Below are 20,161 nucleotides of genomic sequence, written 5' to 3'. Positions count from 1 at the left end.
ATGAGCTACGCATTCAGAGAACGGTTCGCACAAACGGGAACGACCTCGGTGGCCGTCATCGTAGTGGCGGCGCTGTTGCTCGCCGCGCCGTTCTTCCTCGGCGGGTTCCAGACGTCGCTGCTGACGCGGACGGTCATCTTCGTGCTGTTCGCGACCGCGTTCAACCTGCTGTACGGCTACACCGGGCTGCTCTCGTTCGGACACGCGATGTTCGTCGCCGTCGCCGGCTACAGCGTCGCGAAGACGATCGGCGTCGTCGCGCCCGCACTCGGCTTTGCGAGCATCTTCGGCGGGGTGGCACCGTTTGTGACGTGGCTGTTGGCGCTCGTCATCGGCGTCGTCGTCGCGACGATCGTGGCGGTCGTCATCGGCTACCTCTCGGTGCGGCTCACGGAGATCTACTTCGCGCTCATCACGCTGGCGTTCAGCATGGCGATCTACGTGGTGTTCCTCCAGGACACCATCGGCGGACTGCTCGGCGCCGCGGGCATCGGCGACGGAAACTTCAGCAACGAGTCCGACGGCCTGACGTTCCTCATGGGCCAGATGGACGTGTTCGGCTTCGAGTTCCCCTTGGTGAGCCTGGTCAACCCGTTCCACTACTACTTCCTGGCGCTGTTCGTCGTCTCGCTCGGGATGTACGCCCTCTGGCGCATCGTCCGATCGCCGTTCGGCATGGTGTGTAAGGCGATCCGCGAGAACCCCGAACGGGCCCGGGCGCTCGGCGTCGACGTGACCCACCACCAGTGGGTGACGTTCATTATCTCGGGGGCGTTCTCCGGGCTGGCCGGCGCGCTGTTGATCTCGCTCGGCGGCTCGGTCACCCCCGAGTCCCACGCCCACTGGTCGTTCTCGGCGGTGCCGGTCCTGATGACGGTCATCGGCGGCCCCTACTCCTTCTTGGGGCCGGCGTTCGGCGCCTTCGCCTACGAGTACCTCCGGTGGGCCATCCGGCAGTTCCCGCTGTTGGAGTCGTACTGGCAGCTCAGCTTCGGCATCCTGCTGTTGATCGTCGTCCTCTTCCTCGATAACGGGGTCGCGGGCGGCATCAACCGCCTCCGTGCCTGGCTGGCCGTCGCCGGCGTGCGGTTCTCCGAGGACGGCCCCTCGGGCGTCACCGCGCTGCTCGGCGAGACGGTCTCGAAGTACGTCTCGCTGTTCGGAAAGAAGATCCGCAGCGTCGGCGGCTAACCGCCCGCGGCCGACGCGACGACCTTCGGGTCCCGTTTTTCTCTTTTCGCCGCCCGCGCCCCGGAGCGAAACGGCTCCGCCCGCCGCGGCCAAAGACACAAGCCGAGGACGGTCCTACGAGGGTCGTATGTCGCTGTACTTCGAGGATCTCGACGTGGGCGATCAGTACGAGGCCGGCGCGTACACGATCGACGCCGACGAGATCGTCTCCTTCGCCGAGCAGTTCGACCCCCAGCCGTTCCACACCGACCCGGAGGCCGCGGCGGACTCGATGTTCGGCGGCCTCGTCGCGAGCGGGCTCCACACGCTCTCTCTGTCGGTTCGGCTGTTCGTCACGGGCTTTGTCAACGCCGGGCCGGAGCTACGGAACATGGGGGGACTCGGGATGGACGACCTCCAGTGGCACGAACCGGTCCGCCCGGGGGACACGCTGCGCATCGAAGTCGAGGTCGTCGAAACGACGCCATCCGAGAGCCGCGAGGACCGCGGCTACGTCGAGTTCCAGCGACGGACCTACACCGAAACCGACCACGTGTTGACCGTCCACTCGTACAACATCGTCCGCCGACGCGGTGTAGACACCGACCCCGAGGACACCGACGCCTGATCAGTCCGACCCCGCCCGAGCGCCGGCCGTCCCGTCGTCCGGCAGCGCCGCGTCGGGGACGACGCCGTCGTCCCACCCGCGGGCGTCGTAGTACTCCTCGATGCCGGCCTCGAGGTCCGGGAGGTCGTACGGCAGCGTGTCGTCGGCGGCGTCGAACCCGCGCCGGTTGTTGAAGTGTCTCTCGAGGGTGACGGTCCTGGCACCGACCTCGAGTAGCTCCTCGAAGTCGGCCCCGAACAGCGCCTCGTACCGCTCCGGGGTCATGTAGTCCCTGGAGAACTTACAGACGACGCCGCTGTCGTTCAGCGCCATCAGGTTCTCGCGCTCGATGAGCACGTCGGCCTTCCCCAGTGTGCCCTCCGGATCGACGGCCTCCTCGGCGTCGACGAGGGGGTACTCGACGGAGTAAAACGTGGCGTACATGTGATCGGCACCGCGGTTCGAGACGGCGTACGAGAGCCCCTGCCCGTTGAGGACGCGCCCCTCGTGGGCGGCGAAGTCCATCCCCTTTACCGACCAGTTCTCGACGCCCAACTCGTCGTGGACGCGGTCGATCCCCTCGGCGAGCGTGTCGCCGACCCCCTCGCGGCGGGCGATCTTCCCGACGAGGTCGTGGATCAACTCGGTGTCGCCGAAGGCGTCCTCGCTTGCGAGGTACGCCGCCACCGTGTTCCCGGCCGAGATGGCGTCCAACCCGTACTTGTCGCAGAGCTCGTTCGATTTCATCACCTCGACGATGTCGTCGACGCCGGAGTTCGAGCCGAACGCCATCGCGACCTCGAACTCGGGGCCCTCGGTCTCGACACCGGCCGCCTCGTCTTTCGTCGGGAGCTTACACGCGAACGCGCAGGCCGAGCAGGTCCCCTTCTTGTACTTCTTCTCCTCGACGGCCTCGCCGTTGATCCCCTCGACGCCCTCGAAGGAGCGCTCCGAGAAGTAGTACGAGGGCAGCCCCTCGAGTTCGTTCGCAAGCGACATCACGGAGACCGTCCCCTGGCGCTTCATGATGTGGTCGTCCGTCGCCGCCTCGCGGTGGATCTCCGCCTGCGTCGCCGGGATCTCGATCTCCGGCGCGGAGTCCCCGCCGACCGTGATGGCCTTGAGGTTCTTCGCGCCCATCACCGCGCCCAACCCGCCGCGGCCGAACGCCCGCTCCTCGGTGGTCATGATCGAGGCGAACCGGACCTCGTTTTCGCCCGCGGGGCCGATTATCGCCGTCTGGTCGCTCTCGATGCCGTGTTCGTCCTCGAGGTACGCCGACGTCTCCGGGACGGTCGCGCCCGCGAGATCCGGAACGGCCTCGAACTCGACGCCGTCGTCCCGGACGTGAACGATCGTCAGCTCCTCGGCGGCCCCCGCCAACTCGACCGCGCCGTAGCCGGTGTCCGCGAAGTTCCGGGACATGAACCCCCCGGCGTTCGACGAGAGGAGCCCGTCGGTCAGCGGCGACACGCCGGTACAGTTCATCCGGCCGGTGAAACTCATCTGCGAGGCCTGCATCGGCCCCGTGGTGAAAAACAGGCGGTTGTCGGGTCCGAGCGGGTCCGCGTCGAACGGGATCCGGTCGTGTGCGAGTTTGGTCCCGAGCCCACGACCGCCGATGTACCGTCGCTGCGCCGCTTCGATGTCCGTCTCGGTCGTCGCCGCGCCGGCGAGATCGATCGTCAACAGCGGTCCGGTGCCGTGTAGCATACACTAAGGACTGTTCAGCGACGAGTATAAGTGTTGATACGCCGCCCGCGGTCGGACCTGCGGTTTTTGGGCGTCGGCGGAGTACCGGGTCGCATGAACGCGACCGACGAGTGGTACGACGTGTCGCGGCTGAACGACCGGAGCTACCGCATCGATGAGGCCGGCGGCTACGGCTGTTTTCTCATCGAGGGCGAATCGCGGTCCGTCCTCCTCGACGCCGGGGCCGGAATCGGCGACCTCCGCGGGCTCGCCGAGGGGCTCGTCGACACGCCCGTCACGCTCGTGCTCTCGCACACCCACTGGGACCACATCGGGGCGGCGTCGCAGTTCGAGGACGTCCGCGTGGCCTCGGCCGAGCTGCCCGCCGACGGGCGCGTCCGGATCGACAGCCTCTCCGAGGAGTTCCTCGACCGCCCGGCGGCGCTCATCGAGCGCTGGAGTGACCGCGGCTACGAACTTCCCGCGGGGTTCGACCCCACGGAGTACGCGATCGACCCCGCCGCGGCGAGCGAGATGCCGACCGACGAGCCGTTCGATCTCGGCGACCGCGCCCTCGAGGTCGTCGAACTCCCGGGGCACTCCCCCGGACAGATCGGCCTCCTCGATCCGGCGACGGCGACGCTGTACGGCGGCGACGTGATCCACGTCGACCGCGATCTCTACGTCATGTTCGAGGGCTGTGACCTCGAGGCGTACGTCGGTTCGCTCGCTCGGATCCGCGGGTTGTGCGACCGGGGCGCGTTCGACACGCTCGCAACGAGCCACAACGAACCGATCTCGGGCGAGGACCTCTCGATCGTCGAGGACCTCTCGGAGGGGCTCCGGGAGATCGCCGCCGGCGAGCGCGAGTACGAGACGGTCGAGACCGACTGGGGGCCCGCGCGCTCGTACCGCGTCGGCCCCTCGAATGTCCTGTTGGCACTCGAGGGCTGACCCGACCGGCGGCGCTCGCCGAAACCGTTAGGGAACCGTCGGCTGAAGCGGGCGTATGCGCACCGAAACGCACCGCATCGAGCCGACGGAGGGCGTCACGATCAACCTCCGGGAGCGGTCCCCGGACGACCCCGACGGCGCGGTTCTTTTCGTCCACGGTGCCACCTACGCCGGCCGCGCCGCGTTCGACCCGATCGGCGCCCCCGAACGCTCGTGGCTCCGGTGGGTCGCCGGCGCCGGCAAGGCGGCCTTCGCCGTCGACGTCCGCGGGTACGGCGACAGCGAACGCCCGCCGGAGACGGTCGGACCGGACGAGCCGCTGCCCTCGCGTCTCCCCGAGGCGACCGCCGACGTTGCGGCCGCGATCGGGACCGTCCGCGAGCGGGCCTCTGGCCCCGTCCACCTCGTCGGGACCTCCTGGGGGACGATGATCTCCGGGGCCCTCCTGGGCCGCCCGGACGCCCCCGAGGTCGCCTCGGTCACGCTTCACGCGCCGGTGTTCGACCCCGACGAGTCGCTGTTGGAGGGGCTCGCTCCCGACGACCCGGGGGCGACGCGCGAGTTGACCCGCGCCGAGGCGCGCTCGCGGTGGAACGACCAGGTCCCGACCGAGCCGGCGGCGGCGATCAGGGGCGGGACCGCCGAGGAAGACCCCGTCTTCGAGGCGTTCTGGGACTCGCTCGCCGCCTCCGGGCAGGGCGTCGATGGGAAAGACGCCATCGTCGCGCCGAACGGGACGCTCGCGGACCTGTCGGCGGCCGCCGCGGGAGAACGCCCCTACGACCCCGCGGCAATCCGGGTCCCGACGCTCGTCGTGCGGGGGTCGCTCGATCCGACCGCGACCAGGGCTGACGCGCTGTCGGTGTACGACGCGCTGTCGGTCCCGGACGACGCGGCCGTCTACGCCGAAATCGAGGGCGGGACGCACTTCGTCCACCTCGAAGACCGCCGCGAGGCGCTGTACGAGACCGTCGAGGCGTTCCAGTCGGGGGCCGCCACCGACGCCTGAGCCGGCGGGCTCCGATGGCGACGCCGCCGGCCGGATCCGTCCGTTTCTTGTCCCCCGGCGCGAAGACACGGACCATGCCCCGCCAGGGCGGCCGAAACGTCCTGTTCGTCGTTCTCGACACCGTCCGGAAGGACCACCTGACGCCGTACGGGCACGACCGCCCCACCACGCCGACGCTTGAGGCGTTCGCCGAGGAGGCGGTCGTCTACGACAACGCCGTTGCGCAGGCCCCCTGGACGCTGCCGAGCCACGCGTCGATGTTCACCGGCCGGTACCCCTCCGATCACGGGGCGACACAGGAGTCGCCGCACCTCCCCGAGGGGGCCACGACGCTCGCCGAGGCGCTCTCGGTTGCCGGATACCGGAGCGCGTGCTACTCGTCGAACGCCTGGATCACGCCCTACACCCGCCTGACGGCCGGGTTCGACGACCACGACAGCTTCTTCGAGGCGCTTCCGGGGACGGTCCCGTCGGCGGCGGCCGCGGTCTGGCGACGCCTCGCGGACGGTCGACTCCGGCCGCTCGCCGACCGCCTCGTCGGGTTGGGCAACGCGGTTCACGAGCGTCTGGCGGCGAGCGAAACGGCCTCGAGGACCCCCGCGGTGATCGATCGGACCCGGGCGTTCATCGCTGACGCCGAGGCCCCGTGGTTCGCCTTCTGTAACCTGATGGACGCGCACCTCCCGTACTACCCGCCGCGCCCGTACCGCGAGGCGTTCGCCCCGGGCGTCGACCCGGACGCGGTCTGTCAGAACTCAAAAGAGTACAACGCGGGCGCGAGGAACGTCTCTGAGGCGGAGTTCGACGCGATCCGGCGGCTCTACGACGCCGAGATCAGCCACGCGGACGCCGAACTCGGGCGGCTGTTCGGGTGGCTGCGACGGACCGGGCGGTGGGACGACACCGTCGTGATCGTCTGTGCGGACCACGGGGAGCTCCACGGCGAGTTCGGCCTCTACGGCCACGAGTTCGCGGTGTACGACCCCCTCGTCGCCGTGCCGCTGTTCTTGAAGCACCCGGATCTCGGCGCCGGGCGCGTCGGCCGGACGGTCGAGTTGCTCGATCTCTACGATACGGTCCTCGAGAGCGCGGCCGCGACGGGGGCAGCCGACCGCGTCGGCGGCCGCCCGTTCGATCCAGAGCGGTCGCTGCTCTCCGCGGGTCGGGCGATCCCTGACGGCGAGTGCGGCTTCGTCGAGTACCACCGCCCCGAGATCGAGCGGGCACAACTCGACGCGAAGGCGACGGCTGCCGGGGTCGAGATCGACCCGGACTCGCGGTTCGACTCGCGAATGGGCGCCGTCCGCCGGCCCGACGCCACGTACGTCCGCAACGAGCGGTTCCCCGACGAGGCCTACCGCCGGGGCGAGGGCGGCGATCGGACGGCGATCGGTACTGAGGGGTCGATCGCCCGCGAGCTGTCGGCCGCGCTCGAGCGGTTCGAGGCGCGCACCGCCGCGAGTCCGATCGCCGCACGCTCCGAGGGTGCGGCGGGGCGCCGATCGCCGCCCGACGGACGCTCGGAAATGAACGCGTCGGTCAGGCGGCGGCTCCGCGAGCTCGGGTACCTCGAGTGAGGGCTCCGCCGGTCAGTTCCGGCCGTGTCCGGTCAGACACTCAGAGAGCCCGATCAACTCGACCGGCTCGGAGTTGTCCGGCGAGTACACGACCATCTGGCCCTTCTCCATGTACGGCACCTTGCCCTCGAGGTTCGAGGGGATGTTGACGGCCTTGATCGCCTCCTCGTCGCCGAGGTTGAGCACGACCGTCGTGTTGATCTGTTTGAAGATCGGGTCGGCGATGTCCTGGGGGTCCTGGGTGATCAAAAAGAGCCCGAGTCGCTCCTTGCGGCCCTGCTTTGCCGCCTCGGCGAACTTGCCGATCACGCGGGTCGCCTGTACGCTGTCGGCGTCGGTGAGGAAGTTGTGGGCCTCGTCCATCCCGATCACCAGCGGCGTCCGCTTGATCCGGTCGAACTCGGGGTCGTTCGACAGCTTCTCGTCGATCAAAAGCGACGCGACCGCGAGGACGACCGTCGTCGTCGCCCGCGAGTCGTTGATGTGGTACGTCGGGACCGTCGTGATCCCGCCGGGCCGGACGAACTCCGGAACGAGCTCGGTGATCGGCGGCGCGTCCCGATCGAACACCCCGTCGAACCCCCTGATCCGCCGCCGGACCGCGTCGAACGTCGCCTCGTGTACCCGCCCGGACTCGTCGAGTTCCTCTCTGAGCGCAGGGTCATCGAGGAACGCCGCGAACTGCTCGTAGGTCCCGTCCGCGCCGTACTGCTTCTCGAACTGCGGCAACAACACCCCGACGAGCGCGCCGTACTGGTTGTCGTTGAGCCCGCCTCCGGCGACGAGCCACGGGTTGTCGTGGACCATCGAAAACGGGATCGTGAACGCGATCTGCTCCGCGCCGTGGTGGGCGGCGGCGTAACTCGCCGCGCCGACCTTCGGGACGAACGCCTTCGTGTCCTCGACGCCGCCGTGGGCGATCCCCTCGCGCTCGAGGCGGCGCTCGTAGTCGGCGTCGATCCCCGGGTTGTCGTCGTGCATCTGGGCGTACTCGTCTTGGGGGTCGAACTGGACGATCGCGGGCGCGATCGTCCGGCCGTCCTCGGTCGGGTACCGCCTCCCGTCGGCGAGGTACTGCCGGAGGACGTTCTTCGCCGCGTGGGTCTTGCCCGATCCCGTGCCGCCCGCGACGAGCGTGTGTCTGAACACGAGCGGATCGCCGGCCTCGTAGTCGTCCTTCAGCCGGTAGTCGATCGTCGGCGGACTCGCCGCCGTCCGGACCGTCTCGCCCCCGACCGCGAGGTGCCCGAGAAAGACCCCTGACTCCGGGATCTTCAGCCCGGTCTTGATCTCGTCGTCGTCCTCGGCCTGCCTGACGACGGTTTCGGGCTTCGGCACCCGATCGGTCATCCGGCGTTTGAGCCCGCCGCCGTCGTCGTAGAGGACGGCGACCGGCTCGAGCGTTGCGATGAACTTGTAGTCCTGCTCGTCGACCGTCTCGCGGCGCATCGCCCGCTTTGCGTGGATCTCCGTGGCGTCGTCCGAGCGGAACTCCTGGGCGTACTCCAAGGCGACGATCCGACAGAAGAGCCGCTCGCCGTCCGGATACGACGCGACGAGGTAGCTCCCGATGCGGACCGACGAGCGGTTCTCGACGGTGACGTACGCCCGAAGCCGCGTGTCGTCCTCGCGCTCGCTGATGACGAGCCCCTCGGAGGCGGACAGCGTCCCGATCCCCCGGTCCGACCCGGCCGGCGCGACCGAAACCGCCTCGAAGTCCTCCGACGACCCCGCCGTCTCACCCCGGGAGTCGGCGCTCCCGGACGACGCCGGCGCGTCCTCGTCGTCGTCGGGATCGTGGTTCGCGAAATCGCCCAGATCTGACATACGAGAACGCTCGGCGCGATCGGACAAAAACCCCGGCGTCCCCCGGACGGCCCGCCCCGTGCGGGTGAGTCACCGCGCTCACCGCTACACCCGACGGCCCACGGCGCGTTCAGAGGGCGAGTGGTCCGGATCGACGCCGACCGACGATCGGTGATCGGTGGTCGGCTCCGTCGAAGCGGTCGGTCACGGCGACGTGTCGCGCTCGTCCCGACCGCCGCCGCCGGTCCGCATCGCCCGCGAGAGCAGCGACGACACCGGCGGGACGTAGTCGTACCCGGGGACGACCCCCTCGACGTAGGTGCCCTCGACGTACTCGGCGATCGCCTTGATCACGTCCGGGGCCCGGTCGGCGTTTTCGAGCTCGAACCCGAAGACAGCGACCGCGTCGCCGGTTTCCTCGACGACGCGCTGCTCCGACAGCGAGAGTTCGCCCCGGACGGCCATCGGGGCGTCCTCGAGGCGGCGCTCGTACGTCTCGAACCAGCCGTCCTCGACGGCCGGTCCGACGGACCCCTCGACGGCCGCCGAGAGCATCGGCGCCCGCACCTCGACGGTGTACGCGATCGCTCGCCCCGCCGCCGGTTCGGCGCTCGCGCGGCCGTCGAACCGCGTCGTCGTGACCTCGAACCACTCGCCGTTGCGCTCGAACGCGTCGTGGCGCTCGAAGGGCCGGGCGGCCCGCTCCGGAAGCGCCGTGTCCTCACTCATCGGCCATACGTACGTGGGTCGCGTTGAAAAACCCCCCGCGACCGCCCGCGGCGCTTCCGGACGGGGCGCCGTCTCTCAGCGCTCGAGGCGCCGCAACAGCGTCCGCCGGCCGCGCTCGATCGCGACCCCGGCCCCGAGCAACAGGACGCCGGCGACGACGAGAGCAACAGACCCCGACAGGGCGTCGACGACCGTCGAGGCCACGAACGACACCGTCTGTGCGAGCGCGGCGAGCACCGCGAGATCGATGCGGTCCCGGGACCCGCTGCGGTAGCCGAGGTACCCCGTCGCGGCGACGAGGCCGAGCGCCGAGAGGTGCGCGCCGACGAACGCGACCGTCTCCGGGAGCCGATCGGGCGTCGAGAGCGCCAGCGCCGCCGCCGCCGTGACACAGCCGATCGCCGCCGCCGCCCACGCGCCGCCTATGCGGTCGCGTCGATGAAACAGCACCGCGGCCCCGAGGACCGCGGCGGCGGCGGTCGCGACGAGGACGGCCGTCGGACCGAGGTCGAACCCCGCGTACCGCCCCTCGACCCGCGTCAGCGCCAGCGCCCCGAGGAGCGCGAGCGCCGGGCCGGCGAGCCCGTAGGCCCGCCCGACCCGGTCGGTCCGGAGCCGACCGACGGCGAACAGCCCGACGCCGAGCGCGGCGACCGGCACGACGGGGTCGGATGGCGCGGCGAGTTCGGCGACGAGGGCGGCCAGCACCGCGAGGCCGATCCAGACGCCGACCCGCGATCCGAGCGCGTGGCCGCTCGGGAGCGCGATCGCCGTCCACGCCAAGAGCACCCACGCCTCGGCGACGGTCGCCGCCGAGAGATCGGCCAGCAAGAACAGCGACGGCCCGGCGAGCAACGCCCCGAGCAGACAGCACGCCAGCCCGACCCGGTCGAACGCCCGGCGGTAGGCGGCGATCCCGCCCGCGTACGCGCCCCCGGGGGCCGCGACCAGCACGGCGACCCGCGCGAGCCTCGGGAGGTCCTCCCAGTTGGTCGCCAAAAACAGCGTCACACCGACGAACACGAGCGCGGCCCCGACGACGGACAGCGCAACGACGGCCCGCGAGCGATCGCCGCCGTCCGCCGTCTCGTACCGCGCCATGATTGCTTCCGCCTGCGCTTCGGTGATGAGGTCGTCGCGAACCCACGTCTCGACTTCCTCTCGGAGGGCATCGGGGTCCATACCGGCGCGTCGCGCGGAGCGGACAAATAACCACGTCGCCGCCTCGGGCGGTCCGGCGCCCGTCGGCGCGGTCGGACCCCCGGGTCACCACGGCTCGTCCTTCAGCCCGAGCGCGTACGCCGCGGCGTTCGTCGAGACGTGCAACACCGGGGTCAGAACGAACACGGCGACGAGGACGGCGAGCGAAAACGTCTCGAGGAACCACCCGGTCGCGGCGACCGCGGTCAACGCGAGCGCGGCCACGACGAAATCGAGTTGGTCGACGCCGACGAAGGCGGCCCCGCGCTGTCTGCCGGTCCGGCGCTTGAGAAACGAGGCGAGGACGTCCCCGAGCATCGCCCCGAAGGCGAGCGACACCGCCGCGACGACCGGGAACGGTTCGGGCGCGAGACCACCTACGAGGGGGCTGATCCGGTTTAAAAGGAGCGCGACGCCGATCCCGGCGGCGGTGCCGACGGCGGTGCCGCGCCACGTCTTGCCGTCCCCGAGGATCCGCGTTCCGTCCTCGAGCGTCCGTCCGCCGTCTATCGGGCGGCCGCCGCCGGCGAGCACCGCGACGTTGTTCGGAACGTACGCCGGGAGCATCGCCCAGACGGCGACGACGACCGTTTCGAGGACCATACGGCGTCTGCGGTCGGCGGTATGATAAACGACGGGATCCGCTCCGGCGGCGCGTTCGCCGCGACGATCGACGGTTCCGAACGTGGTCTCACAGAGAGATACGCGAAACGAACAACCGTATTTTACGGATCGAAATACACGATACGCGTCCGAAAGCAGGTATAATACAATACCTGAACACTTATTACCCTCGGCACCCGACCGGCCTCGTGTGACAAACTCACGCAGGAGGAACCGAGCGGACGCCGCGCGATCGGCACCGAACCCGACTCCGGCGCCGTCGGCCCCCGCGACCGCGGGCCGACGGGCGCCCGGTACCGACCGCCTCGGCTGATCCGCCCGTGACGCCGACCGACCGGGACCCGATGCGGAGAAGCGTCGAACTCGAGTACTGGGTGATCGACTCCGAGGGCCGCCTCGCCGAACCCGGCGACCTCGTCGACGCCGCCCCCGGGGTCGAACGGGAGTTCGTCGAACCGCTCTTGGAGATCAAGACGACGCCCTGCGAGACGACCGAGGAACTCGGGTCCGAACTGTTCGAACGAATGGGCGCGGTGGTGGCCCGCGCGGAGTCCTCCGACCGGGGGCTCGTCCCGCTTGCGACCCCGATGACCGACGATCCGATCGAGCAGCTGCCGAGCGAGCGGACCCGGATACAACGGCGCGCCGTCGGCGAGTCCTTCGGGCGCGTGCGGCGGTGTGCGGGAACGCACGTCCACGTCGAGCAACTCCCCGGCCGGGAGGCCGAGCAGCTGAACGTCCTCACCGCGCTCGACCCCGCGTTGGCGCTCGTCAACTCCTCGCCGTACGCCGGTCGCAGCCCCCTCGTTCCCGGGGCGCGCTCGGAGCTGTACCGCTCGGCGTACGACGGCCTCGAGAGACAGGGGGAGCTGTGGCCGTACGTCGACGACACCGACGAGTGGCGCCGCCGGCTCCGGGACGGCTACGACGCCTTCGCTCGCGCGGCCGAGCGCGCCGGCGTCGATGAGGCGCGGATCGAGTCGCTGTTCGACCCCGAGAGCGCCGTCTGGGTGCCGGTCAAACTCCGAGAGACGTTCCCGACCGTCGAGTGGCGATCGCCCGACACGACGCTGCCGAGCCAGGCGCTCCGCCTCGCCGACGACCTGGCGGGCGTCGTCGAGCGGCTCCGCGACGCGGAGCTCCGCATCGACGGCGAGGTCGGCGTCCGGACCGACGACGTCACCGTCCTCCCGGCGTTTCCGACGATCGAGTCCCACGTCGAGGCGGCGATCCGGCGGGGCCTCGACGACGCGGCGCTGAAGGCGTACCTCGATCGGATGGGCTTCGATGTCGGGGCGTACCGACCGATCGCCGAGGAGCTCCCCACCGACGGGACGCTCACCGAACCCGACGCGCGGCGGCTCCGGCTCCGGTACGCCGAGGAACTCGCGGCGGACGTCCGGCGGACGGCGGCGGCGGCCACGACCGACTGACCGGCGGCCGATAAGCGGTAAATTCTGACGGTACACGACCCGATTTGATCGACAGCGCCCGAACCCAACGTGATGGACGCCCCTCGGATCGCGCTGTTGAACGCGGCACACGAGCCCGCGGACACGAGCCGGAACTTCCGTCGGGAGCTCGATGCGGACGTCGTCGAGTTCCACTGCCCCTCCGGGGAGCTCCCCGAGGGCTTCGGGTACGACGGGTTCGTCGTGACCGGTTCGCGGGCCTCGGTCTACTGGGACGAACCGTGGATCGGGCGGCTCAAGACGTGGGTCGGCGGCGCGATCGAAGCCGGGCTGCCCGGGCTCGGCGTCTGTTATGGCCACCAGCTCATCGCCGACGTCGCTGGCGGGAGCGTCGAGGACATGGGCGAGTACGAGATCGGCTACCGGACCGTCGAACAGGACGGCCGCAACCGGCTTCTCGAGGGCGTCGACACGGAGATGACCGTGTTCACGACGCACTCGGATCGGGTCTCCGAGGCCCCGCCGGGGGCGACGGTGTTCGCGCGAAACGACTACGGGATCCACGGCTTCCGGAAGGACCGGCTGTTCGCGGTCCAGTTTCACCCCGAGTACGACGCGGAGACCGCCGAATCGGTCACGAAGGGCAAACGCGACCAGCTCCCCGACGCGCGGATCGAGGCCGTCCTGGAGGGCATCGACGAGGAGAACTACCGGGCGGCCCGCGAGGCCAAACGGCTCTTCGATAACTTCCTCGAGTACGTCTCCGAGGTGCGGACCGAACGGATCGAGGCCGAGTGATCTTTCGGGAACGCCTATGCGCGTCGAGTCCGAACGGGTCGGTGTGACCGAAACCGACGCGACCGAGGCGACCGACGCGGCCGTCGAACGGTTCCTCCGGAAGGCCGATTCGACGTACGAGGAGTACGAACAGGGGTACGCCGATGCCGACGCCACGCTCCGGCGACTCGAACGCCACATCGAAGCCCTCCGGAACGCGGCCAACGACGACTGAACCGCACCGGGCCGCACCGAAACGCCCCGGCGACCGCCCGGACGGTCCGTCCGAACGCGGTCGACGCGGCAGAATTATTGCGCTTCCGCACGGTCAAACGCACATGGGAGAGTTTTCATCGCGCGTCGAGCGGATCTCGATCAGCGGCATCCGCGAGGTGTTCGAGGCGGCCGGCGAGGACGCAATCAACCTCGGGTTGGGACAGCCGGACTTCCCGACGCCCGAACACGCCCGAGCGGCCGCCGTCGACGCGATCGAGTCCGGCGCGACGGACGCCTACACCTCCAACAAGGGCACGAAGTCCCTCCGGGAGGCGATCGCGGCGAAACACGAACGCGACAACGCCTTCGCGGTCGATCCGGCGGACGTGATCGCCACCGCCGGCGGCAGCGAGGCGCTCCACATCGCCATCGAAGCCCACGTCGACGCGGGCGAGGAGGTCATCATCCCCGACCCGGGGTTCGTCTCCTACGAGGCGCTGACCCACCTCGCTGGCGGCGACCCGAAGCCGGTCGGGCTCCGGGCGGACCTGACGCTGTCGCCGGCCGCCGTCGAGGAGGCGATCACCGACGACACGGCGATGTTTGTCGTCAACAGCCCCGCCAACCCGACGGGGGCGGTCCAAAGCGAGGCCGACATGCGGGAGTTCGCCCGCATCGCCGACGAGTACGACGTCTGTTGTCTCTCGGATGAGGTCTACGAGCCGTTCGTCTTCGAGGGGCGACACCACTCGCCGGCCGACTTCGCCGACACCGACAGCGTGGTCGTGGTCAACGCCGCCTCGAAGGCCTACTCGATGACCGGCTGGCGGCTCGGGTGGGTGACCGGCTCCCACGAGCGCATCGAGCGGATGCTCCGCGTCCACCAGTACGTCCAGGCCTGCGCGTCCGCGCCCGCCCAGTACGCCGCCGAAGGGGCGCTGCGGGGTCCCCAGGACTGCGTCGCGGAGATGAAAGCGGCCTTCAAACAGCGCCGCGACGTGCTGCTCGACGGCCTCGAATCGATGGGCCTCGACGTCCCGACGCCGGCGGGCGCGTTCTACGCGATGCCGCGGGTACCGGAGGGGTGGACCGACGCCGTCATCGACCGCGGCGTCGTCGTCGTCCCCGGCGAGGCCTTCGGCGACGGCGGTGCCGGCCACGCCCGGATCTCCTATGCGACCGACGTCGAGACGCTGAAGGAGGCAATCGGCGTGATGCGGGAGGCGACGGCCGCCGTTCGGTGAGCTCGCCTCCGACGGCGGCCGATCCGGTCTCGCTCAGTTCGCCGTCGAAACGATCCTGACCACGTCGCCCTCCGAGAGCGGGTGGTCCTCGCCGATCCGCCGCCCCTCGCGGCCGTCGACGGCGTGGAGGTACCCCTCACCGATGTCGGAGTGGACGGCGAACGCGAGGTCTTTCGGCGTCGCGCCGGCCGCCAACAGAACCGCGTCCGGGAGGACGGTTCCCTGGCCGTCCGTCCACCCGGTCTCGTTGCGCACCGGGTACACCGTGATCCGATCGAGGACGTCGTATACGGCCCCGTCGAGGGCGGCCTGCACGCCGGTTCCCCCGTGGGTCTCGATCACCGACCGGACCCGATCGAGCCCGCTGCGCTGGCTCTCGGAGACCTCCCCGGTGATCGCAAAGCCCTCGTCGCCGGGGTCGTACTCCACGACGCCGGCCGCCGCCGCTTTTCGGAGTGCGAGTTCGCCCTCGGCGGTGCAGGGAACGACCCGCTCGGCCGCCTCCTCGAGCCGTTCGACGTTTCCCTCGGGGGCGACGTCGGCCTTGTTGGCGACGACGACGATCGGTTTCGTCCGCTCGCGGACCGAGCGGGCCAGTTCCTCTCTGTCCCCGTCGCTCCAGGCCATCGGGTCCGTGTCGTACTCCGTGTCCCGGAGGATCGCCGCCACGTCGTGTTCGCTCGCGCCGACGCCGGTGAGGACATCGGTCAGCGCCTCTTCGAAGTCGAACGCCGGCGAGCGCGACGCGCGCTCGATCCGCTCCCAGTTGCGATCGAGTATCCCCGCGAGCCACAGGTCCATCTCGCGTTCGACGAAGGCGACGTCCTCCACGGGGTCGTACTCGCCGGTTTCGACGGGCTCGCCGGCCTCGTTCGTTCCGCCCGAGGCGTCGACGACGTTGAGAACGACGTCGGCGTCGGTCAACTCGTCGAGGAACTGGTTGCCGAGGCCCTTCCCCTCGTGGGCGCCGGGGACCAGCCCCGCGACGTCGAGGAGCTCGACCGGAACGTACCGCTTGCCGCCGCGACAGGCGTCGGCGTCGCACCGGCCGTCGAGGTCCAGACACGGACAGCGCGTCCGGACGTGAGCGACCCCGCGGTTCGGATCGATCGTCGTAAAGGGGTAGTTGCCGACGTCGACGTCGGCCATCGTGGCGGCCCGATAGAACGTCGACTTGCCGGCGTTCGGCTTCCCGGCGAGCGCGACCGAAAGCATACCCGGACTACCGAGGGCTCGCGTATATGCGTCCCGATGGCGTCCGGCGGGGTCGCCCCCGGCCGACCGTCCCCGTCGGTCGCCGGCGACGGGATCGACGCCTCGGTCCGAACCGGATCACTCCTCGGCGTCGGTGACGACCACCGTCGGTTCGTCCCCCGCGCCGTCGCCGTCGCCGTCGTCATCAGTTCCGGTTCCGGTTCCGGTCCCGGCTCCGTTTCTTTCCTCGGGTCCGCCCTCGGTCCCGCTCCGACGGCGCGCGACGGACTCCCACTCGATGTCGCCCCGCTCGATCGGAACGGTGGCCCTGTCGATCCGATCGAACGAGCGCGGCCCGAACGCCCCGCCGTCGGTCGATCTGGGCGACAGTTCGCCCTCGCCGATCGGAACGATCGCCGGTTCGACCGGGCGCGTCGCCTCCAGCTCAGCCTTCGGTTCCGGCTCTGTCGGCTCCGGTTCCGCCGTGTCCTCGCCGTCCGCCGCGGGGTCGGCCGCTTCTGTCTCCCCGGCCTCGGTGGAGCCCTCCGGGGCGTCCTCGAGCGAGATCCCGTCGCGGGCGCGGATCGTCCCCTCGATTTCGGCGGCCGCCGAGAGCTCACACCGGTCACAGGAGATGTCGCCCCTGACGTGCGTCCCCGGGCCGACGGTCACGTCCCCGCCGCGGGTGGTGACGTCGCCGTGGACGACCGTCCGGGCGCCGAGGTCGATCGACCCCTTGGCCCGCAGGCTGCCGAACACCTCCGTGTCCGTCCCGACGTCGATCTCGGTGGCCCGGATGTTGCCGTGGAGCCGACAGTCGTCGCCGATGCTCGCCGGCGTCGAAACGCGCCAGCTGTCGTCGGACACGCGCGCCCCGCGGGGGATCACGACCGGTTCGGCGGCGCGGTCGGCCGCGAGGAACTCGTCGGCGACCTCGGCCGCGGCCTCCTTCTCGCCGAGCCGGAGCAGATGAGAGAGGTACACGAACAGAAAGACGATCGTCGGCATCGGGTTCCTGATGACGATCCAGCCGTTGGCCTCGAAGCCATCCTCGATCTCGACGTCGTCGCCGATGTCGAGGTCCCCCGACACGATGAGCTGTCCCGTGATGTGGACGCGCTCGCCGAGGTACGCGTCGCTGCCGACGAGGACGTTTCCGTCGACGTCACACCACATGTCGAGCCGGCAGTCGCCGTCGGCCTCGATGTCGCCCTCGACGGTGACGCGCTCGCCGGCGACGACCGTTTTCGCTCGAACGCCCAACTCGACGGTGCTTTGGCCGCCGACGAGCACGTCGCCCTCGGCGGCGAGGTCGTGCTCCTCGACGTGCGTTCCGTCGGGGATCGAGAGCTCTTCGAGCGGGTCCGTACCGAGCACGATCGGAGAGTCCACAGCCCGCGTATTAAATCCCCTCGCGGCGTCAGACGGCCGTCTGACGGGTCGTTCCCGGACGCGTGGGGCTTATGCTCCCCGACCGCGAACCCGCGGTATGACCGTGCTTTCCTTCGATCAAGAGGGCGTCGACGTCGTCTACGAGGGGACCGAGTTCCGCATGGACAAGGAGCTGATCGAGGAGGCCACGCGAAAGAACTACCCGGACGTGACCGACCACGAGGTCCTCAAGCTGATCGAGGAGGACCCCTCGCTGTCGGGCGAACCGCGCCGGATCACGGAGATCATCGGCTGACGCCGCCGCTGACCCTCCAACAGCTATAAGCGACCGTGGCCGAACGTCGGTCTATGGACGTCGACCTCGGCTCGGACCCCGGACGCGACTCGTTCGCCGCCGCCGCCGGAACGCTGGCCTCGTACCTACTGGTCATCGGCGCGATGGCGCTGCTCCTGTTCGGCGTTCCGTACCTGATCTTCGTTCTGCTCTGAGCCGACCGATCCGCCTCCGAGCCGGCGTCCGAAACCGACAGACCGTTATCAGTCGGCGCGTGTACTCGTAGGGCATGGCCCGCCCGATCCGCGTTCTTTACGCCGACGAGGAGCGAGCCGCCGAGACGGCGGAGTTCATCGAGCGGGCGGACGACGGCGTCGCCGTCGAGGCGGCGACGGGCACCGACGAGGGGCTCGAACGGCTCGACGCGACCGCCTTCGACTGCGTCGTCTCGGGCCCCGAAATCTCCGGGCCGGACGCCGTCGGGTTCCTCGAGGCCGTCCGCGAGTCCCACGGCGATCTCCCGGTTGTCGTGTCGGTCGGCGAGGGGAGCGAAACGACCGCGAGCGAGGCGATCGCGGCGGGCGCGACCGACTACTTCCGGACCGACGCGGGGCCCGATCGGTACGACCTCCTCGCGAACCGGATCCAAACCAGCGTCCGGGGCCGCGGCGGGCGCGACCCGACCCGAAACGAGCGCGGCGAGGTCTTCGATCGGATGACCGACGGCGTGTTCGCCCTCGACGACGAGTGGCGTTTCAGCTACCTCAACGACCGCGCCGCCGAACTCGTCGGCGACGCGATCGGCGAGGACCCCTCGGCGGCGGACCTCCTGGGGCGGAACATCTGGGAGACGATCCCGGAGGCGACCGAAACGGCGTTCTACGAGCGGTACCACGAAGCTGTGGACAGCCAGACGCCGGTCTCCTTCGAGTCGTACTACGACCCCCTCGACACGTGGTTCGACATCCGGGTCTACCCCTCGGAAAACGGCATCTCCGTGTACTTCCTCGACGTGACCGAAAAGCACAGACGCGAATCGGAGATCCGGAACCGCGAGCGGATACTCCGGGAGGTGTACGACGTCGTCTCCGACACCGACCGCGCGTTCGACGAGCAGGCCAGCGCCCTCCTGGACATCGGCCGCCGCGTCGTCGGCACGGAGTACGCGTCGCTCTCGCGGGTCCGCGACGAGGAGTACGTCTTCGAGGTGGTCCGGGCCCCCGACGGGACGATCGAGGCCGGCGACGTCGTCGATCTCTCCGCGACCCACTGCGAGCGGGCCATCGAGACGAACGAGTCGCTCGTGTTGGCCGACATCGCGGCCGACGCACCGGAGCTCACCGATCGGGCCGGCTACACCGAGTGGGGCGTCAGCTGTTATGTCGGCGCGCCTGTCCACGTCGGCGGGCGCGTGTACGGGACGTTCTGTTTCTACGACGAGACGCCGCGGAAGACGCCGTTCTCGGAGTGGCAGGTGACGCTCGTCGACCTGATGGCCCGGTGGATCAGCTACGGGCTCGAACGGCGGCGGGTCGAGCGGCGCCTCCGGCGTCAGAACGACCGCCTCGACGAGTTCGCGTCGGTGCTCTCACACGACCTCCGGAACCCCCTCAGCGTCGCCCGCGGCCGCCTCGAGTTGCTCAAGGACGACGTCGACGCCGAGCGCCTCCGCCCGATCCGGAACGCACACGAGCGGATCGAGGCGCTCATCTCCGACGTGCTCACGATGGCCCGGGAGGGCGCGGCGGTCGAAACCACCGACCCCGTGTCCCTCGAGGAGCTCGCCGCGGCGTCGTGGGAACACGTCGACACCGGCACCGCCGGGCTGGCGGTGTCCGGCCCGATCAGGATCGAGGCCGACCGCGACCGCCTCGGGCGGCTCCTCGAGAACCTCTTTCGGAACAGCGCCGAGCACGGCTCCGGCGACGGGCCGTCGGACGACGGCGCAACCGGGCCGGCCGGGGAGGCCCCGGACGCGACGGGCGATACCGCAACCGAGTCGGGCGTGACCGTCCGGATCGGCCGCCTTCGGGACGGCTTCTACGTCGAGGACGACGGCCCCGGGATCCCCGAGGCCGAACGGAACCGGGTCTTCGAGTACGGCTACTCGACGGAGTCGGACGGCACCGGTCTTGGGCTCTCGATCGTCCGACAGATCGCCGAGGCCCACGGCTGGGACGTCGAACTCGCCGAGAGCAACGGCGGCGGCGCGCGCTTTGAGTTCACCGGCGTCGACGCCGAGTAGGGATCGCGCTCGCCTTCGGGGCCGTCCACGCCTCTGCCT

19 protein-coding genes are annotated in these 20,161 nt (G+C 70.2%); 12 read left to right on the top strand and 7 right to left on the bottom strand.

The window, feature by feature from the left end:
* Window positions 1–1,191 carry a branched-chain amino acid ABC transporter permease gene (locus Q0916_RS11740; protein WP_299237457.1) on the top strand — a complete coding sequence of 397 codons (1,191 nt, stop codon included), beginning with the start codon at window positions 1–3 and terminating at the stop codon, window positions 1,189–1,191.
* A gap of 127 nt (window positions 1,192–1,318) precedes the next feature.
* The gene (locus tag Q0916_RS11735; protein WP_299237456.1) at window positions 1,319–1,798 is read left to right on the top strand and encodes a MaoC family dehydratase; all 480 of its coding nucleotides are present in this window, start codon (window positions 1,319–1,321) and stop codon (window positions 1,796–1,798) included.
* Here the strand turns inward: Q0916_RS11735 and Q0916_RS11730 are convergent, their stop codons facing one another.
* Window positions 1,799–3,490: an aldehyde ferredoxin oxidoreductase family protein gene (locus tag Q0916_RS11730; protein ID WP_299237455.1), complete on the bottom strand. Its 1,692-nt coding sequence runs from the start codon at window positions 3,488–3,490 to the stop codon at window positions 1,799–1,801.
* Window positions 3,491–3,583: 93 nt separating this feature from the next.
* On the opposite strand from Q0916_RS11730, the gene Q0916_RS11725 reads away from it, so the two are divergent.
* The 3 genes from Q0916_RS11725 (at window position 3,584) to Q0916_RS11715 (ending at window position 7,009) form a co-directional block, all read left to right on the top strand.
* A complete protein-coding gene (locus tag Q0916_RS11725; RefSeq protein ID WP_299237454.1) occupies window positions 3,584–4,423 on the top strand; it encodes an MBL fold metallo-hydrolase in 840 nt (279 codons plus the stop codon).
* A gap of 55 nt (window positions 4,424–4,478) precedes the next feature.
* Window positions 4,479–5,432 (top strand): alpha/beta hydrolase, encoded by a 954-nt coding sequence (locus tag Q0916_RS11720; protein WP_299237453.1) that lies wholly within the window; start codon window positions 4,479–4,481, stop codon window positions 5,430–5,432.
* 74 nt (window positions 5,433–5,506) lie between these two features.
* Entirely contained in the window at window positions 5,507–7,009 is a 1,503-nt protein-coding gene (locus tag Q0916_RS11715) for a sulfatase (protein ID WP_299237452.1), read from the top strand.
* A 12-nt stretch (window positions 7,010–7,021) separates the two neighbouring features.
* On the opposite strand, the gene Q0916_RS11710 is transcribed toward Q0916_RS11715, so the two are convergent.
* The 4 genes from Q0916_RS11710 to Q0916_RS11695 form a co-directional block, all read right to left on the bottom strand.
* Complete coding sequence (locus Q0916_RS11710; protein ID WP_299237451.1) at window positions 7,022–8,836, bottom strand: ATP-binding protein; 1,815 nt, start codon at window positions 8,834–8,836, stop codon at window positions 7,022–7,024.
* Window positions 8,837–9,019: 183 nt separating this feature from the next.
* Window positions 9,020–9,544, bottom strand: a complete 525-nt coding sequence (locus Q0916_RS11705) for a DUF5813 family protein (protein WP_299237450.1) — start codon at window positions 9,542–9,544, stop codon at window positions 9,020–9,022.
* Between the two features lie 75 nt (window positions 9,545–9,619).
* On the bottom strand, window positions 9,620–10,726 hold the full coding sequence (locus tag Q0916_RS11700; protein ID WP_299237448.1) for a DUF2157 domain-containing protein: 1,107 nt from the start codon (window positions 10,724–10,726) through the stop codon (window positions 9,620–9,622).
* Window positions 10,727–10,810: 84 nt separating this feature from the next.
* Window positions 10,811–11,347, bottom strand: coding sequence for a CDP-2,3-bis-(O-geranylgeranyl)-sn-glycerol synthase (locus tag Q0916_RS11695; RefSeq protein ID WP_299237447.1), 537 nt, complete (start codon window positions 11,345–11,347; stop codon window positions 10,811–10,813).
* 365 nt (window positions 11,348–11,712) lie between these two features.
* On the opposite strand from Q0916_RS11695, the gene Q0916_RS11690 reads away from it, so the two are divergent.
* The 4 genes from Q0916_RS11690 (at window position 11,713) to Q0916_RS11675 (ending at window position 15,017) form a co-directional block, all read left to right on the top strand.
* Entirely contained in the window at window positions 11,713–12,801 is a 1,089-nt protein-coding gene (locus Q0916_RS11690) for a glutamate-cysteine ligase family protein (RefSeq protein ID WP_299237446.1), read from the top strand.
* A gap of 72 nt (window positions 12,802–12,873) precedes the next feature.
* The gene (locus Q0916_RS11685; protein WP_299237445.1) at window positions 12,874–13,578 is read left to right on the top strand and encodes a type 1 glutamine amidotransferase; all 705 of its coding nucleotides are present in this window, start codon (window positions 12,874–12,876) and stop codon (window positions 13,576–13,578) included.
* Window positions 13,579–13,621: 43 nt separating this feature from the next.
* A complete protein-coding gene (locus tag Q0916_RS11680; protein WP_299237444.1) occupies window positions 13,622–13,792 on the top strand; it encodes a hypothetical protein in 171 nt (56 codons plus the stop codon).
* Between the two features lie 103 nt (window positions 13,793–13,895).
* Window positions 13,896–15,017 carry a pyridoxal phosphate-dependent aminotransferase gene (locus Q0916_RS11675; protein WP_299237443.1) on the top strand — a complete coding sequence of 374 codons (1,122 nt, stop codon included), beginning with the start codon at window positions 13,896–13,898 and terminating at the stop codon, window positions 15,015–15,017.
* 33 nt (window positions 15,018–15,050) lie between these two features.
* Here the strand turns inward: Q0916_RS11675 and Q0916_RS11670 are convergent, their stop codons facing one another.
* Both Q0916_RS11670 and Q0916_RS11665 read right to left on the bottom strand, forming a co-directional pair.
* On the bottom strand, window positions 15,051–16,232 hold the full coding sequence (locus Q0916_RS11670; RefSeq protein ID WP_299237442.1) for a redox-regulated ATPase YchF: 1,182 nt from the start codon (window positions 16,230–16,232) through the stop codon (window positions 15,051–15,053).
* 117 nt (window positions 16,233–16,349) lie between these two features.
* Window positions 16,350–17,591 carry a polymer-forming cytoskeletal protein gene (locus Q0916_RS11665; RefSeq protein ID WP_299237514.1) on the bottom strand — a complete coding sequence of 414 codons (1,242 nt, stop codon included), beginning with the start codon at window positions 17,589–17,591 and terminating at the stop codon, window positions 16,350–16,352.
* A 109-nt stretch (window positions 17,592–17,700) separates the two neighbouring features.
* On the opposite strand from Q0916_RS11665, the gene Q0916_RS11660 reads away from it, so the two are divergent.
* The 3 genes from Q0916_RS11660 to Q0916_RS11650 all read left to right on the top strand — a co-directional run bounded on the left by Q0916_RS11660 (window position 17,701) and on the right by Q0916_RS11650 (window position 20,122).
* A complete protein-coding gene (locus Q0916_RS11660) occupies window positions 17,701–17,898 on the top strand; it encodes a DUF5800 family protein (protein ID WP_299237441.1) in 198 nt (65 codons plus the stop codon).
* Between the two features lie 53 nt (window positions 17,899–17,951).
* A complete protein-coding gene (locus tag Q0916_RS11655) occupies window positions 17,952–18,092 on the top strand; it encodes a hypothetical protein (protein ID WP_299237440.1) in 141 nt (46 codons plus the stop codon).
* Between the two features lie 74 nt (window positions 18,093–18,166).
* Window positions 18,167–20,122 carry a hybrid sensor histidine kinase/response regulator gene (locus Q0916_RS11650; protein WP_299237439.1) on the top strand — a complete coding sequence of 652 codons (1,956 nt, stop codon included), beginning with the start codon at window positions 18,167–18,169 and terminating at the stop codon, window positions 20,120–20,122.
* The last annotated feature ends 39 nt before the right edge of the window (window positions 20,123–20,161 follow it).

Origin of the sequence: Natronomonas sp. (assembly GCF_028274965.1) — an archaeon.
Lineage (GTDB): Archaea > Halobacteriota > Halobacteria > Halobacteriales > Haloarculaceae > Natronomonas.
This window is presented reverse-complemented; position numbering and strand designations above follow the sequence as displayed.